Below are 15,200 nucleotides of genomic sequence, written 5' to 3' on the forward strand. Positions count from 1 at the left end.
CCGACGAGCGGTGGTGATGCGGATCGCTCGGAGTTTATTGGGGAGTCAATTGGGTGCGCCATATTGTAAGCGGGACTGCTTCATGGGATGATCGAAAATGTCTTTCCTTGGGGGTGAAGTTGTCGGGCGTGACCGTTCTCTTGCGACGGGGTGTCGGTGTGTGCGCGATCGGAATTGGAGTTTCCGGGAAATGCGGAGTTCCGGAAGACGGCACATGGTCGGGACTCGCCGTAGCCACCGACGAGATCTCCGTCAGAGCCGACATCGACGATGCCGGGTTCGTCGTGGTCGATCAGCTCCTTGCCGCGGCACCGGCGGCGAGGAGCCGGCGTTTCGACGCCGGAGCGTACGTCGACCACCTCGGCCTCGCGCCGGACGGCATTTCCGCGGACCGGTGGACGAACACGCACATGCTCCGCGATCTGTACGTGGAACAACGCCTCCCGACGCACGAGGAGGCGTTGCTCACCCCCCTGCTCGATGACCTCTCACGTGTGCGGGTCCACTGAACGCAGCAGTTCCAGCAACCCCTGTGCAGGAAGCAACTGTTCGTCGGTGATGGGGTCGGGGCTGAAGTGCATCAGGCTGTTGCGGAAGTTCCGGCATTCCTCCAGTGCTGCCAGGAAGTACTCCTGGTCGATGGTCCACCCCAGCGCAGCCCAGTTCTCGGGGGCCTTGAGCAGATGTCCGTACGCCCCGAAGGTCAGGTTGGCGGCGGAGTTCACCCGTGAAGCGCGCCCCTTGGGGACGACGGCCCTGATGCGGTCGAGCGGGATGCACCGGTCGACCACGCGGCGCATGCGTTGCTCGATCTCCTCCACCAGAACGAAGGGCCGTACGCGGGTGCCGAACTGCACTGTCAGGTCAGAGGCAGTGATCAGGCCGCAGACCTTGTGGTCGTGGTCGCGGACGAGGACATACCCGGACCGTTCGATGGTCCCGATCCAGGCGAGCAGATCGTCGGAGCGGTCCGCTTCCTGTCCTCGTACGGTGGCCGCCTGGAGGTCGGCGGCGGGATCGGCCATGCGTGCACGCCCGATCGACTCCCAGCTGACGACTCCGCGCAGCCTTCCGTCCGGGTCGAGGACGGGGAGCTGGCTGTAGCCGCGCAGCACCATGATCGTCATGGCGGTTCCGAGGCTGTCGCCGACGCGGACGGACTCGGGCATGCGGTTCGCCGAGTCGAGGTTGCTCACCCGGTACGCGATGGTGTCGGTCTCGGACTCCTCGTCCGGCAGGAGGCCGGCGGCTTGCGCGGCGAAGTGGACGGCGAGCGACGGAAGGTGACTGCCGGAGAGTCTGGTCACCGCGCTCGCGCCGGATTCGTCCGGCTCGGCGCCTCCCGCCAGCACTGCGATCTGGCTGTCCAGCGTGCCCTCGGTGAACGGCGGCACGGTGACCAGGCCTCGTGCCGCCAGGTCGTTCTTGATCTGTTCGGTGACCGCCGGGTAGCGCCGCTGGGCACCCCAGACGGCGAGGAAGTCCCGGATGGACAGGGTGAGCGGCTGGTCTGCGCCCCGGCTGCGCACCTCTTCGTACAGCTTGGCGGGCTCGGTGAGGGTGGCGGCGAACTCGTCGGCGTCCGGACGCCCCGGGTCGGGCTTGCCTTCGGCGAGGGCGGCCACGCGGTTCGCCGCTCCGAACCGGCTGAGTTCGAAGACGGTGAGCAGGGAGCCCATGCTGTCGAGGAGGTCGGACTGGATGGTCTGCCGGTCGACGTCGGTGACCAGCCAGTCCACGCGGCGGACGTGACGATGCCCGTCGGGGGCGTCCGCCCGGTACTCGTAGTCGCCGGTCACCCGGCCGATGGCCACGAGCCATGATTTCAGGGGGAGGACCACCAGATCGCCGCGCTGCATCTCGTGGGCGAAGCGGTAGAGCTGGCCGGTCCAGTTGCCGATCGTGTACGGACCTTCGTCGGGATAGGCCGTGGCCAGGGCGGCCCTGATGCTGTCACGGGTGGCGGTGCCGGCGAGGTCGCCCATGCTGAGCCTGTCCCACCCGGTGAGGAGAAGGCCTTCCTCCAGGGCGGCCCGCTCCCGCTCCCCTTGTTCGCCCGCCCGCACCACCCAGGCCCGCATGCCGTGCCTCCCCGTGAGTACTCCCCGAGCACCGTGCGCACACGATGCGTGATCATGTGTGAGCGACCTTATAGCAAGCGTGGTCAACTACCCGCGGAAAAAGGCCACTTGACCTGTTTGGCGTGCTCGTTCGAACCGTCGGTGCACGTCCGGGCGCAGCCCGTAAACTGATCGAGACAGGTGTGGCCGATGTGCGGGCCGGGACGAGAGCACGGGGGTACGAGAGCGCCGATGAAGCCGTTGGACACCGATGCCGACCCGCGTGTGGTGGGGCCGTTCGAACTGCTGGCCCGCCTCGGCGAGGGAGGCATGGGCGTCGCCTATCTGGCGCGCAGGATTCCTCTGGACGGTCTCTCGGACGAGCTGGCGGCGGCCTACAACCTCGTGGAGCCCGACGGTGACGCGGCCGAGGAGCCCCGGCTCGTCGTGGTCAAGATGATCCAGCCGAAGCTGCTGGACGGCGAGCCACAGTACCGGGAACGGTTCGGCAGGGAGATCGACGCCGTGCGGGCCGTGGTCAGCGGCCGGGTGCCGGCGCTGATCGCGTTCGAGGAGGATCCGGCCGCCGAGCGGCCGTGGTTCGCGATGGACTACATCGCGGGACCCTCCCTGCATACGATGATCAAGGAGTCCGGCACCTTCGGCGTCGGCCCCTACGCGGCGCTGGGTCTCGCCCTCGTGGAGGCGCTGCAGGCGATCCACGGTACGAAGCTGCTGCATCGCGACCTCAAGCCCAGCAACGTCGTCCTCGGCCCCGACGGGCCGGTGGTACTGGACTTCGGGCTCGCTGTCCTGTCCGAGAGACAGTCCAGCGCGGCACTCACCCAGACCGGCGACCGTATGGGCACGCGCCCCTACATGCCCGTCGAACAGCTGAGAGACACCAAGCACGTGAAGGAGCCCGCCGACGTCTACGCGCTCGGCGCCACCCTGTTCTTCGCCCTGACGGGCAGGCCGCCGTATCCCGTCATGCCGCTGATGTTGCCACCGAAGTGGGACGGCGTGGACACCGCCTACCTGCCGCTGCTCGCCCAGATCCTCGTCGCCAACCCGCTGCAGCGCCCGGATCTCGACGCGGTGCGGGAGAGCCTGCTCACCCTGCTCGCCGACGCGGACCTGACACCGGAACTCGCGGCGGAGCAACTGAGCGCCCTCGTCGAGTCCGCGGCCCTGACTCCGCAACCTCCCTCCGACGCCCTCGCCGACCCTGTTGCCCCGGAGGTCCAGGAGCTGGTCCGACAGGCGATGGACGCCGACCTGCCGGACATGGACCCAGGGTTCTACGGCATCGTCGACACGGACGAGATCGAGCTCGCGGTGGACGAGATCGAGCCCGCACCCGAGCCACCGGCCCCCGCACCGGCGCCGGTGGACCCCCAGCCGACCCCCACGAGCTACCCCCTCCCGCCCCCACGTCCCCCGCAGGAACCGCAGCCCCCTGTCCCGCAGGCACCCCCGCGAGCCGCACAGAAGATCGCAGCAGAGCTGCGCAAGCGCTATGCACACCGAGGGACCTTGTAAACAAGGGGCCACTACAACCCCCTCAGGGGCGCGGGGCTGTGACATCTGCGGCTCCGCCGAGTGGGCGCGACCAGCCGCATCACACGCGCAGACACCCACATCGCTCAACCCCTACGGCGCTACTCTCAACACCACCTCGCGCAACCCGAAAGGACCCTCCATGCCCACCCCCGACGGCCCCCCGCCCCCCGGTACCGTCATCGAGGTGCGGGACGAGGAATGGATGGTCCGCAACAGCAAGGAACTGCGCCCCGGCGAATACCTGATCGAAGCCGTCGGCGCCTCCGACCTGGTCCGCGGCCAGCGCGCCCGCTTCCTCGCCCCCACGATGGACCAGCCCCGCGTCCTGCGCCCCGAGAACACCCGACTCGTCCCCGACGGCTCCCCCCACTTCCGCCGCAGCCGCCTCTTCGTGGAGGCGGTCCTGCGCAAGACCCCGCTGCCCCAGCGGGAACGGCGCCTGGCGCTGACCGACGGCTTCCTCCTCGACCGCATGGACTACCAACTGAGGCCCGCCGCGAAGGCCCTGGCGAACCCGCTCCGCCCCCGCCTCCTCATCGGTGATGTCGTAGGTCTCGGCAAGACCCTGGAGATCGGCGTACTGCTCGGCGAGCTGATCCGGCGTGGCCGGGGTGAGCGCATCCTCGTGGTGACCCCCGCGCCGGTCCTCGAACAGTTCCAGCACGAGATGTGGACGCGTTTCTCCCTGCCGCTGGTTCGGCTGGACAGCTCCGGTATCGCCCGTATCGAGCGGAAGATCCCGGCCGGCCGCAATCCGTTCACGTACTACAAGCGCGTGATCATCTCCATGGACACGCTCAAGAACCCCAAGCGCTACCGCCCGTGGCTGGAGAACCTCCACTGGGACGCCGTGGTCATCGACGAGTCCCACAACCTCATCAACCAGGGCAGCGACCGCCGCGCCCTCGCCGACCTGCTGGCCGAACGCACCGACGCGCTGATTCTGGCCAGCGCGACCCCGCACAACGGCAACATGCCCGCCTTCACCGGCCTGATCCGCCTCCTGGACCCCATGGCGGTCAAGGACCCGAACAACCCGAAGGCGGCGGAGCTGGAACACCTGATGCTGCGCCGCACCAAGGTCAGCACCGAGGTGGCGGCCCAGCTCAAGGACCACTGGGCGCCGCGCGGCTGCTCGCACCCCGTGTCCTGTCGGGCGGGCGACCTGGAGGAGCAGGTCTTCCAGGAACTGGCCGAACACTGGCTGGCGCGGCCCGAGCAGCAGGCCGGTCGGCGGGCGGAGGCCGAGGACCACCTCTTCCCGTACGTCCTGCTCAAGTCCTTCCTGTCCTCGCACCGCGCGATGTTCGCCACCGTCCGCCAGCGGCTCGCGAAGACCGGCCACGAGCTTCCCCCGCGGCACAAGATCACCGACGAGCCGCCGTCCGTCCGGACGACCACCCCCGAGGGCGCCTCCCTCCTGCGGCTCATGGAGCTGGCCCGCGCGATCGAGCGCGCCGCCGCCGGGGACGACGGACTCACCGTCACGTCCAAGCTGGCGGGCCTGGTCGAGGAGCTGGGCCGGATCGGCGTGAAGGCGGGCAGCCCCTTCCGCGCCGTCGTCTTCTCCGAGCGCCGCGAGACCCTCGACTGGCTCGGCGCGGTCCTCCCGCCGCTGCTCGGCTGGAAGGACGAGGACGACGCCAAGGCCGCCGTCAAGGTGATGTACAGCGGCGCCGGCATCTCCGACAAGGTCCAGCAGGAGTACGTCGACGAGTTCGCCCGCGCGGGCAGCGACGTACGGCTGCTGCTGACGGGCGACGGCGCCTCCGAGGGCGTCAACCTGCACCGCCAGTGCCACCACCTCATCCACTGGGACCTGCCCTGGAGCCTGATCAGGGTCGAGCAGCGCAACGGCCGCATCGACCGGTACGGGCAGACCGAACCGCCGGAGTTCCGCGCGCTGATCCTCCGCTCGGCCGTCGAGGGCGCACTGGACGACACCGACATCGCCGAGAAGGTCCTCGCCCGTGAGGAGAAGGTGCACGCGATCCTCGGTGCCGTGGAGGCGGCGACGAAGGAGAACGACGGGGCGCTGGAGGAGAAGCGCGTGATGGAGGCGCTCTTCAAGGGGGAAGCCCCCGACCAGGCCGTCGACGACCTCCAGTCCGTGTCACTCGACACCCTGGACGCCCCGGACGGCGGCGGGCTCGCCCTCGCCCAGCAGCTGAACGCCGAGTTCGGCGCGGACGGCGACCCGTACGAGGACTCGGAGTTCAGCGGCGGCTTCGACTTCGACGACGACTTCGAGGCGGACCCCGGGTTCGAGTTCGACGAGGTGCCGGAAACCCCCGCGGCGCAGGCCGGCGGGACCCCGGTGGCCGACCCCGACGCTCACGCCCCCCTCCACGTCGTCGAGGAACTGCGCCTGTTCACGGACCGCCGCGACTACGTCCTCGCGGGCCTGGAGGAGCTGGCGGACCTGGAGGCGTTCCGGCTGGACACCACCGTCAGCGGTACCGACCTCAGCTTCGACACCCCGGAGGACCTCGCCGACCGCCTCGACGTCCTGCCCGCCGGCTACCTCCGCGACCACGGCATCACCAACCGCATGAAGCTCACTTTCAGCCGGGAGGACGCGGCCGACTCCCTGCGCCGGGCCCGGGAGGACGCCGACTCCTCATCTCTGTGGCCGGACGCGCACTACGTCGGTGAGCTGCACCCCGTCCTCGAGTGGATCACCGACAAGGTCCTGGTCCAGCTCGGTCGCCAGCAGGCGCCCGTGATCCAGGTGGACGGCGCCCGCGTCCCGGAGCCGGTCTTCCTCACCCAGGGCGTGTGGTCCAACAAGGACGGTCGCCCGACCGTGGTGGCCTGGCTGGCCGTCGACTGTCTCGGCAGGCCCGGGGAGGAGCCCCGGGTACGGGAACTGACCCGCGGCCTCCTCGCCGACCTCGGCCTGGGCCCGAACATGCCGGACCACTTCGCGCAAGGCGACCCGGCGGCACTCCAGCAACTCGTACCGGAGGCCGTGCTCGCCACGCGCCGCGAGATGGGCCGCCGCAGGACCGAGGTGGAGGAGCACGTCAACCGTCCGCTGCGCGCCTACGAGAAGAAGGTCGGCCACTGGCTGGAGCAGCCGCTGCCCGGCTTCACCGGCGGACGCACCGCCCGCGAGAAGGCCGCCGAGAACCTGGAAGAGGCGGCGGCCAGACTGCGCACGACCGGCGCCCCGATGGTGCGGGTCCTGGCGGTTCTGGAGCCGAGCTCATGACTCCCGTGGTCACCTCCCCTATTTCTGAAGCGACTTGTATTTCTGAAGCGACCTGGCAGGAGCGGCAAGCGTGAAGTTCGACGCGCTGATCAACGAGGGTGAGTACTTCCCGTCCTTCTACCTGGACGAGATCCTGCCCAAGCAGCTCAAGTCGGGCCGCCTGAAGGAGTGGGCGGCCGAGGAACGCCAGGGCCGTCCCACGCCCCGGCAGGGGCTGCGCGACCTCACCGGGCCCTATCTCGACGTACGGCTCACCGTGGGCGGCGAGGCGGAGAAGTTCAACGTCCTGCCCGACCCGGGGGCCGTCGCCGCCCAGCAGACGGCGGTCGAGGCGCTCAAGGCACACAGCGGTGCGGAGGAGCCGCCCGCCTTCCAGCCCTGCGGGCCTCGCGAGTACGGCGACAGCCCGGAGGACGTGTGGCGCGCGGGCCTGGACGCCTGGCACGCACGCGTCCTGCGCGCCCTCGGCTTCACCCCGAACCCCGGCCATCTCACCGTGCACGGCGCGGCCGGTCCCGTCGCGGTCCCCGTTGCCCACCACGAGCCTGGTGTCGCCGTCCTGACCGGCGGCTTCGCCTACGACATCGCCGGCACCCGCGCCGAGGGCTCCGCCAACCGCCTGCCCGCGCCCGTCCGGGTCGCCTCGGGCAAGACCCTCACCACCGTCACGGACCTCGCGGCCTGGCTGCTCGCCGACCCGGCCGCGCCGCGTTACGCGCTGCTCCTGTTCGGCGGCGTGATGGTCCTCGCCGACCGCGAGAACTACGCACGCGGACGCCACCTCGCGGTGAGCCTGGAGGTCGCCCTGCCCCGCAAGGGCGTCAAGGGCGCGAGCGCGGGCGAACTCGAAGTGATCGCCGCCCTGTTCGGCGCCCCGTCGCTCCGCCCGGCCGAGGACGGCGGGGACGACGACATCGCCCGCCTGGTGTCGGAGTCCCGCGACCATTCCGTCGGCGTGACCAGTGATCTGCGCGAGGGCCTGAAGAAGTCCGTCCAGCTCATCGCCAACGAGGTCCTGCAACTCGCCCGCGACGAGGGCGGTGTCCAGCCCGACGACCTCCCCGAGTGGCTCCCGGAGACGCTCACCGACCCGAACGCACTCCCGCGCGTGCTCACCAAGGAGTCGCTGCGCTACCTGTACCGCATCCTCTTCCTCCTCTACGCCGAGGCCCGTCCCGAGCTGGACATCCTCCCGATGAAGAGCGAGGAGTACGTCGAGGGATACAGCGTGGCCCGGCTGCGCGAGCTGGTGGTCCAGGAGAAGCTGTCCAGCGCCTCCCGGGACCGCCACCATTTCCACGACTCCCTGGCCCTGCTCTTCGAGAAGGTCTTCACCGGCCACCCGGTGGCGGACACGATCACCTCGCGCGAGGCGCTGCGGTCCGACGAGACCGAGCGGGAGCCGGAGACCGCCGTACTCGCCGAGGACGACGGCTACGAGGGCGTACGCATCGAGGCCCTGAAGTCCCGGCTCTTCGACCCGAAGTCGATAAAGCTCGTCGACCAGGTGATCACCCACCCCGACGACCCCGCCCGCCGCCTCGACCTGCGCCTGCGCAACAAGGTCCTGCACCAGGTGCTGCGCAATCTGACCGTCGTGGAGGGCCGTGGGCGGGGCGGACGCGGCGGCTTCATCTCGTACGCCAACCTGAGCATCAACCACCTCGGAGCGGTGTACGAGGGCCTGATGTCGTACACCGGGTTCGTCGCCGACGAGCCGCTCTACGAGGTCGCCAAGGGCGGTGATCCGAGCGGGGGTTCATGGCTGATCAAGGCGAGCCAGGTCGCGTCGGGCCGTTATCCGGACGGTCCTGACGACAGCGTGTTCGTCGCCACGGAGGTCAACCCCCAGACCAACGAGCGGGTGCCGGTGCCGCGCAAGGTCGGTTCGTACGTGTACCGGCTGGCCGGCCGCGACCGGCAGACCAGCGCCTCGTACTACACGCCGGAGTCCCTGACGCAGGCCACCGTCGAGCAGACTCTGCGGTTCCGGCTCGACGAGAAGGGCGAGGTCGACCCGAAGGAACCGGAGAGCGCGTGGGTCAACGCGGCGGACGTGCTGCGCTGGCGGGTGTGTGAGCCCGCTCTGGGGTCGGGTGCCTTCCTCAACGAGGCCGTCAACCAGCTCGCCGAGCTGTACCTGCGGCTCGCCCAGCGTGAGCGGGGCGTCGAGATCGACCCCGAGGACTACCAGCGCGAGTTGCAGAAGGTGAAGGCGTACATCGCCCTGCACAACGCGTACGGCGTCGACCTGAACGAGACGGCGGTCGAACTCGCCGAGATCTCGTTGTGGTTGAACACCATGTACCAGGGGATGAAGGCGCCTTGGTACGGCCTTCACCTCCACCGGGGTAACTCGCTGATCGGCGCGGCGCGCAAGGTGTACCCCGGGAACCTGCTGCACAAGGGCGACTGGCTGACCACGAAGGATCCGCGGCGGCCCCGGCACGTTCCGCTCGGCGAGAAGCTGAAGGCACGTGAGGTCCACCAGTTCCTGCTGCCCGCCATGGGGTGGGGGTCGATCGGGGAGAAGGTCGGCCTGCGGACGCTGAAGAAGGGGACGCCGGAGGAGACGGTGAAGGCCGTTGTCGACGGTGATGTCGTCGACTGGCTGGAGCCCGAGCTGGTCGAGGCGATGCGTAAGTGGCGGTCCGCCATGCGGAGGAATCCGAAGGGGGGTCCGCCGAAGAAGGAGAGCGGTTCGAAGCAGAAGGCTGCGCTGACGCCGGAGGAACTTGCTGAGAAAGACGCCCAGTTGGGGCAGGGGGCGTTCGATCTCGGGCTGGGGATCTACGAGCAGGAGACGCTGGAGGAGGCGTTCGGCGGGGCCGATTCAGGGGCGGGCGCGGGTTCTGCTTCGGGATCGGGGTCGGGTTCGGCGCGGGCTGTGGTTTCTTCTGCGGACGAGGACTGGGATCCCAAGGGGACGACGCAGACCGGGCGGCTGATCAGGCTCGCTCGGCGGGTTGAGTATCTGTGGGATCTGGTCGTGATGCGGCTGACGCTGTCCGAGCAGGAGATCTCGCGGCAGGTGGATGTCTGGGGTGCGGCGGCTCCGCGGGACGGGCAGGGCGGTCGTGGGTCGATGGACCGGGACGCGGTCCTGGCCGCGCTGCAGCGCAAGGGCACGCCCTACTGGCGGCTCAAGCAGGTCATGGACGCGTGGTGCGCGCTGTGGTTCTGGCCGTTGGAGGACGTCGGACTGCTCGATGGCTCGGATGACTTCGAGTACCGGCCGCATGGGGAGGACCGCACGGCCCTGAGGAAGGACGACCCCAGGCGTACGGTGCCGTTGCGGTCACTGGAGGACTGGCTTGAGTTCGCCGAGGCTGTGGTCGGGCGGGTGGATGTCGACACGGGGGAGGGGGAGCAGGGGTCGTTCCTGTCCTTCGAGGGCGTCAAGAACCTCGGGGAGTTGGACGACAAGGAGCGCGAACTCGACCAGAAGATGATCGAGACGCTGGCGTGGGCGCGGCCGGCGGAGCTGGGGTCGACGTTTCCCTGGTACGGGAAGGTTGTGCGGATCGCTGAGGAACGGGGGTTTTTCCATTGGGAGTTGGACTTCGCGCATGTCTTCAGCGAGGGCGGGTTCGACTTGATGGTGGGGAATCCGCCGTGGGTGAAGCAGGAGTGGAAGGAGAGCGGGGTCCTCGCCGAGTTCGAGCCGTGGTTCGAGCTGGCGGAGAAGCCGAGCAATGAGGCTTGGGATGAGCGTAAGGCCGACGTGATGGGGTGGCCGGGGGCTCGGTCGGCGTTCATGGGGGAGCTGGCGGATCATGCGGCGATGGCCGGGTTCCTGGCGTCGGTGGATACGTATCCGGAGCTGGTGGGGACGCAGCCGGATCTGTATCGGGCGTTCATGCTGCTGGGGTGGCGGGCTGTGGGGGAGCGGGGGACTGCGGGGCTGATTCATCCGTCTACGCATCTGACGGGGCCGAAGGAAGGAGTCCTGCGGAAGCAGGCCTACGCACACCTGCGACTACACGCGGACTTCGTCAACGAGCTCTACCTCTTCGCAAAGCCTGTCGATCACAGCACGCACTTCAGCCTCAATGTGTACGGCAAGGAACAGGACATCTGCTTCCAGCACATGAGTTGGCTGCTGCATCCCAGCGTGCTGGTCAAGTCCGTGCGCCACGACGGTGCAGGCCCTGTGCCAGGTGTAAAGGAGGCGGGCAAATGGGACTTGCGCCCGCATCAGAAGCGGATTGTCCCCGTGGGCGAGGCTCGCCTCACGAAGTGGCGCGCCTTGGCAGGTGAGCAGAACCCGCCGCCGGTTGAACAGACCAAGCTCCTGTTCCCTGTCACGGTCTCCGAGGACTCGGCCATCGCCGCGCTGGCGAAGTGGCCGCACCGGCTTGCCGCACTGAGCCCGCGTATCAGCCGAGGCTTCGATGAGAAGAACGACCGCACAGCGGGCTACTTCACATGGGACTCCGGTCCAGCTGACACCTGGAATGACGTAATCCTTCAGGGACCGTTCATCGGCCTTGCGACGCCCTTCGCCAAGCGGCCTGTGGACGGCGCCCGAACCTCGCTCCAGACCGAGCCATGGGACCACCTGACCCTGGCGGTGGACGCGGTACCGCGCACCAACTACCGGCGCTCCGTGAACTGTTCGGTGTCCGAGTACTACGCGGGCCTTGGTCGACGCAGCTGGACAGATGGGGAGCTGCTCGACGCGCTGCGGAGTGACGAGCAGGTGGCTGACGTCCTTCGGGAACTGGCCGACGACGAGGACGAGCGGCGCGCGCTGCTCGGACGCTGGGCGACTCGCCCGTATTCGCGCTTCTACCGGCTGGCGTGGCGCCGACAGATCGCCTCGAACACCGAGCGCAGCCTCTTTGCCGCCTTGATCCCGCCCGGGCCGGCACACGTCCACATGATGCACAGTGCCGCGCTGGCCACCAGCCGCGAGACCGCGTTGGTCGCCGGCTTCTGGGCGTCCCTGCCGCTGGACTACTTCTTGCGAGCCACCGGCCGCTCTGACCTCCAGAAGGGCGAGGCCGAGGTCATGCCGGCCCCGACGGCAGACCACCCCCTGGAACAGGCCCTCCTCCTCCGCACCCTCCGCCTCAACTGCCAAACCAACGCCTACGCCCCCCTCTGGGACGAGCTCTACGACCCCACCTGGCAACAGGACACCTGGGCTGCCTCCACCACCTGGCCCGACGCCACACCCCTGCTCACCGAAGGCGTAACCGACACCTGGACCGGCAACACCCCCCTCCGCACGGAGTTCACCCGCCGCGCGGCCCTCGTCGAGATCGACGCCCTCGTTGCCGTCTGGCTCGGCATCAGCGCCGACGAGTTGGTGGCGATGTACGACGCCAGGTTCCCCGTACTCCAGCAGTACGAGGAGAACATGTGGTTCGACGCCACGGGCCGCCGAATCGCGAAGGCACACCAACAGCACGGTTACGGCCAGCCCAAGGACGCCTGGAAGGAACTGAGTTCACACGAGGACTTCCCGGAGACGGCCAACGTCCCGTCCGGCTACACCGGCCCCCTCTACCGAGCCGACCGCAAGAAGGAAATGCGCGCCGCCCACGCCGAGTTCACCCGCCGCCTGAACGAGGCCGGCTGACCAGGCACTCCACGCGCACGAGAGGCCCTGCCGTTCGACAGGAATGGGCAGGGCCTCTCGCGACCGTACGAACGTCAGACGCCCCGCCCGACGAACCCCGCCCACGCCTCACGCGACACCGTGAGCATGGGCCCGGCCACGGCCTTGGAGTCTCGGACGTGCACAACTGCCGTACCGGCCGCGACCTCTACGCAATCGCCGCCCTCGGTTCCGCTGTAGCTGCTCTTGAACCAGGTGAGGCCGGAGGCGACGGTCGAGGACTCAGCGTTGTTCATAGTGATCTCAGCACCCCTTCGATGAGCTCCAGTGACACTCGCGGAGCGAGAGCCTGTGACCGGATGATCCCATAGCGTGCGTGTGCGAAAGCCGCCTGTTCAGGGTCGGTCTTGAGAGAGCCGATTCCGTCCGCCTCGGCGTACACGAATTGCTTGCCGTCCTTGCGCGTGACGACGGTGAACGGCCCGTTCACCCCGGGGTTGTCCTCGCACTCGACCAGCATGACCTGAATCTCGACGTTCCGCTTCTGACCGATCAGAAGGATGTGCTCCAACTGCCTCCGAAGCACGTCCTTCCCGCCGTACGGACGCCGTAGTACCGACTCGTCCAGCACGAAACTCAGGAATGGTGCAGGCCAGCGGTCGAAGATCTGCTGCCGGGTCAACCGGGCCGCCACACGCTGCTCGATGGTCTCCTGGTCCAGAAAGGGGCGCCGCATGCCCAGCAGCGCCCGCATGTAATCCTCCGTCTGGAGCAGGCCCTTGACCACGAGGGTGTCGTACGAGAGCAGCTCCATCGCCTCCTTCTCCAGCGCCGCCATCCCTTGAAAGAACACCGGATACTGAGCCTTCTCCACCTCCTCCTTCCACACACTCAACAACCCGTCCGCCCCCACCACCTCGTCCGCCTTGTCGATCGTCCTCGCCGTCGGAATCCTCCGCCCCTGCTCGTACGAGGCCACCGTCGACGCCGAGTACCCGATCCGCCGCCCGAACTCCTCCCGGTCCAGCCCGGCCCGCACCCGCAGCGTCTTGAGGTTCTGCCCGAACGCGACGACGATCCCCTTCCCGGCCCCGTCCTCCGGCCGCCGCCCGCCCTCGTCGTCGTTCTCCCACCCGTCGCCGAGGCTCATCACCCGGCCGCCTTCGCCCCCGGCACCCGGAAGCTCCCCGCTCCCCGCCGCCGCACCCGCACTCGCCGTACGCTCAGTCATCGACCACCGCCTCCCCGGCCCAACGCCCGCCCACCGGACGTCGTAACGCCGCGCGCCTCGTACCCGTACTGACACCGCGCGTACAGCCGGTCCGCGTCGGTGCGTCACCACTGGTCACGCTACGCGACCGGCGACACCGTTGTCGGTATGACGACCAAGCCCGTGGACCCCGCAGGTACCACCCAACTCGCCACCCCCACCCGCACGTTCGAGATGTGCTTCACCTCCACACCCCGAGGGGCCCGCCTCGCCCGCCGCCTCGCAGCTCTCCGCCTGGACGCATGGGGCATCCCGTACGGCACCGACCCGCACGACACTCTCGTACTGATCGTCGCCGAGTTGACCGCGAACGCCGTGCGGCACGGTCACGTCCCCGGTCGGGACTTCCACCTCCGTGTGCACGTCCCGGCCGACGGCCGTACCGTCCGCATCGAGGTCACCGACACCCGCGCCGAACGCCTGCCCCGGCGCCCCGCCCCCGCCCCGAAGGCCGACGGCACCGAGGAGAACGGTCGCGGACTGCTTATCGTGTCGCGTCTGGCCACCCGCTGGGACTGGCACCCGCGCGCGGACGGGCCGGGCAAGACGGTCTGGGCGGAATATGCGCTCGCGAGTCCGTCGGCCCCTGTCAGCTCGGCTCGTGACTGACCAGCCGGTCCAGCATTCGCTCCAGCGGCTGGTTGTCGCCCCGAAAGCTCTTGATCGACGCTTCCCGGTTCTCGTCGGCGGCCAGCGCAGCCCAGTTGATCAACCAGCCCGCCTGGCCGCTCAGTTCGGCCAGAAAGGCGCGTTGGGTGCGGCCGTTGCCCTCGCGGAAGGGATGCAACGCGTTGATGTCGCCGTAGAGTTCGGCGACCGCGCGGACGAAGTCGCCCCGGGCCAGACCGCGAAAGTGGTCGGCTGCTGCGAGCCGGCCGAAGACCTCCGCCGCGTAGACGGTGAGGTTCTGGACCGGGCAGAACGGTGTGTCCTTCGAGATGTCCACCGTGCGCAGCTCGCCCGCCCAGTCGTACAGATCGCCGAAGATCTTGGTGTGGAAACGGCATAAGTGCGCCAGGTCGAACTCCCCGGGCGGAGCGTGTTCGCCGACCTGGAGAAGCCGCGCGCGCGTGATGTCGGCCTCGGCAGCGGCGAGCGCGGCGGTGTCGGTGATGCCGAGGCGGTTGCGCAGGACGCCGTTCGGCAGGACGTACGGGTCGATCATCCAGCTTCCCGGCGGGTCTTGGGGCGGTGCCGGGCCAGGGCTCGGTCGGCCATCTCCTCGGCCGACAACGTGCCGCGTACGTATGCCTCGGCGTCCTGATCGGAGGCGGCGGTCGGCCGGAGGCCCTCGGCGGCCAGGGACCCCGTGGCGGACTCGACCGCCTCCCTGCGGGTGGCGCGGCCGGTCAGGTTCTCGTACGCCTCGATAGAGAGGAGCACACCCTGTGCCTTGCGGTGGGCGCCGATCAGTACGGGCTCCGCCTCCGGGCCGGCCTCGGCCAGCTCGGCCAGTATCCGCGACAGTCCGCTGCGGGCGTCGCTCACGGTGACGATCTCAGGTACGCGCATAACCTCACTCTACCC

10 protein-coding genes are annotated in these 15,200 nt (G+C 69.0%); 5 read left to right on the forward strand and 5 right to left on the reverse strand.

What is annotated here, in order from left to right; all coding sequences use genetic code 11:
• Positions 1–158 precede the first annotated feature (158 nt).
• The gene (locus PH203_RS01670; protein WP_289915206.1) at positions 159–509 is read left to right on the forward strand and encodes a hypothetical protein; all 351 of its coding nucleotides are present in this window, start codon (positions 159–161) and stop codon (positions 507–509) included.
• On the opposite strand, the gene PH203_RS01675 is transcribed toward PH203_RS01670, so the two are convergent.
• On the reverse strand, positions 489–2,081 hold the full coding sequence (locus tag PH203_RS01675; RefSeq protein ID WP_289915208.1) for a CBS domain-containing protein: 1,593 nt from the start codon (positions 2,079–2,081) through the stop codon (positions 489–491). The two genes, PH203_RS01670 and PH203_RS01675, sit on opposite strands and share 21 nt — an antisense overlap.
• Positions 2,082–2,312: 231 nt before the next feature.
• On the opposite strand from PH203_RS01675, the gene PH203_RS01680 reads away from it, so the two are divergent.
• The 3 genes from PH203_RS01680 (at position 2,313) to PH203_RS01690 (ending at position 12,424) form a co-directional block, all read left to right on the forward strand.
• The gene (locus PH203_RS01680) at positions 2,313–3,602 is read left to right on the forward strand and encodes a serine/threonine-protein kinase (protein WP_289915211.1); all 1,290 of its coding nucleotides are present in this window, start codon (positions 2,313–2,315) and stop codon (positions 3,600–3,602) included.
• A 160-nt stretch (positions 3,603–3,762) separates the two neighbouring features.
• A complete protein-coding gene (locus PH203_RS01685) occupies positions 3,763–6,837 on the forward strand; it encodes a DEAD/DEAH box helicase (RefSeq protein ID WP_289915214.1) in 3,075 nt (1,024 codons plus the stop codon).
• Positions 6,838–6,907: 70 nt separating this feature from the next.
• A complete protein-coding gene (locus tag PH203_RS01690) occupies positions 6,908–12,424 on the forward strand; it encodes a DNA methyltransferase (RefSeq protein ID WP_289915216.1) in 5,517 nt (1,838 codons plus the stop codon).
• A 74-nt stretch (positions 12,425–12,498) separates the two neighbouring features.
• Here PH203_RS01690 and PH203_RS01695 read toward each other — a convergent pair whose 3' ends face one another.
• Both PH203_RS01695 and PH203_RS01700 read right to left on the reverse strand, forming a co-directional pair.
• The gene (locus PH203_RS01695; protein ID WP_289915218.1) at positions 12,499–12,699 is read right to left on the reverse strand and encodes a DUF397 domain-containing protein; all 201 of its coding nucleotides are present in this window, start codon (positions 12,697–12,699) and stop codon (positions 12,499–12,501) included.
• A complete protein-coding gene (locus PH203_RS01700) occupies positions 12,696–13,634 on the reverse strand; it encodes a helix-turn-helix transcriptional regulator (protein ID WP_289915220.1) in 939 nt (312 codons plus the stop codon). The genes PH203_RS01695 and PH203_RS01700 overlap by 4 nt, the downstream gene beginning before the upstream one ends.
• 147 nt (positions 13,635–13,781) lie before the next feature.
• On the opposite strand from PH203_RS01700, the gene PH203_RS01705 reads away from it, so the two are divergent.
• Positions 13,782–14,282, forward strand: coding sequence for an ATP-binding protein (locus PH203_RS01705; protein WP_289915223.1), 501 nt, complete (start codon positions 13,782–13,784; stop codon positions 14,280–14,282).
• Here the strand turns inward: PH203_RS01705 and PH203_RS01710 are convergent.
• Both PH203_RS01710 and PH203_RS01715 read right to left on the reverse strand, forming a co-directional pair.
• Entirely contained in the window at positions 14,263–14,838 is a 576-nt protein-coding gene (locus tag PH203_RS01710) for a Fic family protein (protein WP_289915224.1), read from the reverse strand. The two genes, PH203_RS01705 and PH203_RS01710, sit on opposite strands and share 20 nt — an antisense overlap.
• Entirely contained in the window at positions 14,835–15,185 is a 351-nt protein-coding gene (locus PH203_RS01715; RefSeq protein ID WP_289915225.1) for a type II toxin-antitoxin system Phd/YefM family antitoxin, read from the reverse strand. The genes PH203_RS01710 and PH203_RS01715 overlap by 4 nt, the downstream gene beginning before the upstream one ends.
• Positions 15,186–15,200: the final 15 nt, after the last annotated feature.

Origin of the sequence: Streptomyces sp. S.PB5 (assembly GCF_030403745.1) — a bacterium.
Lineage (GTDB): Bacteria > Actinomycetota > Actinomycetes > Streptomycetales > Streptomycetaceae > Streptomyces.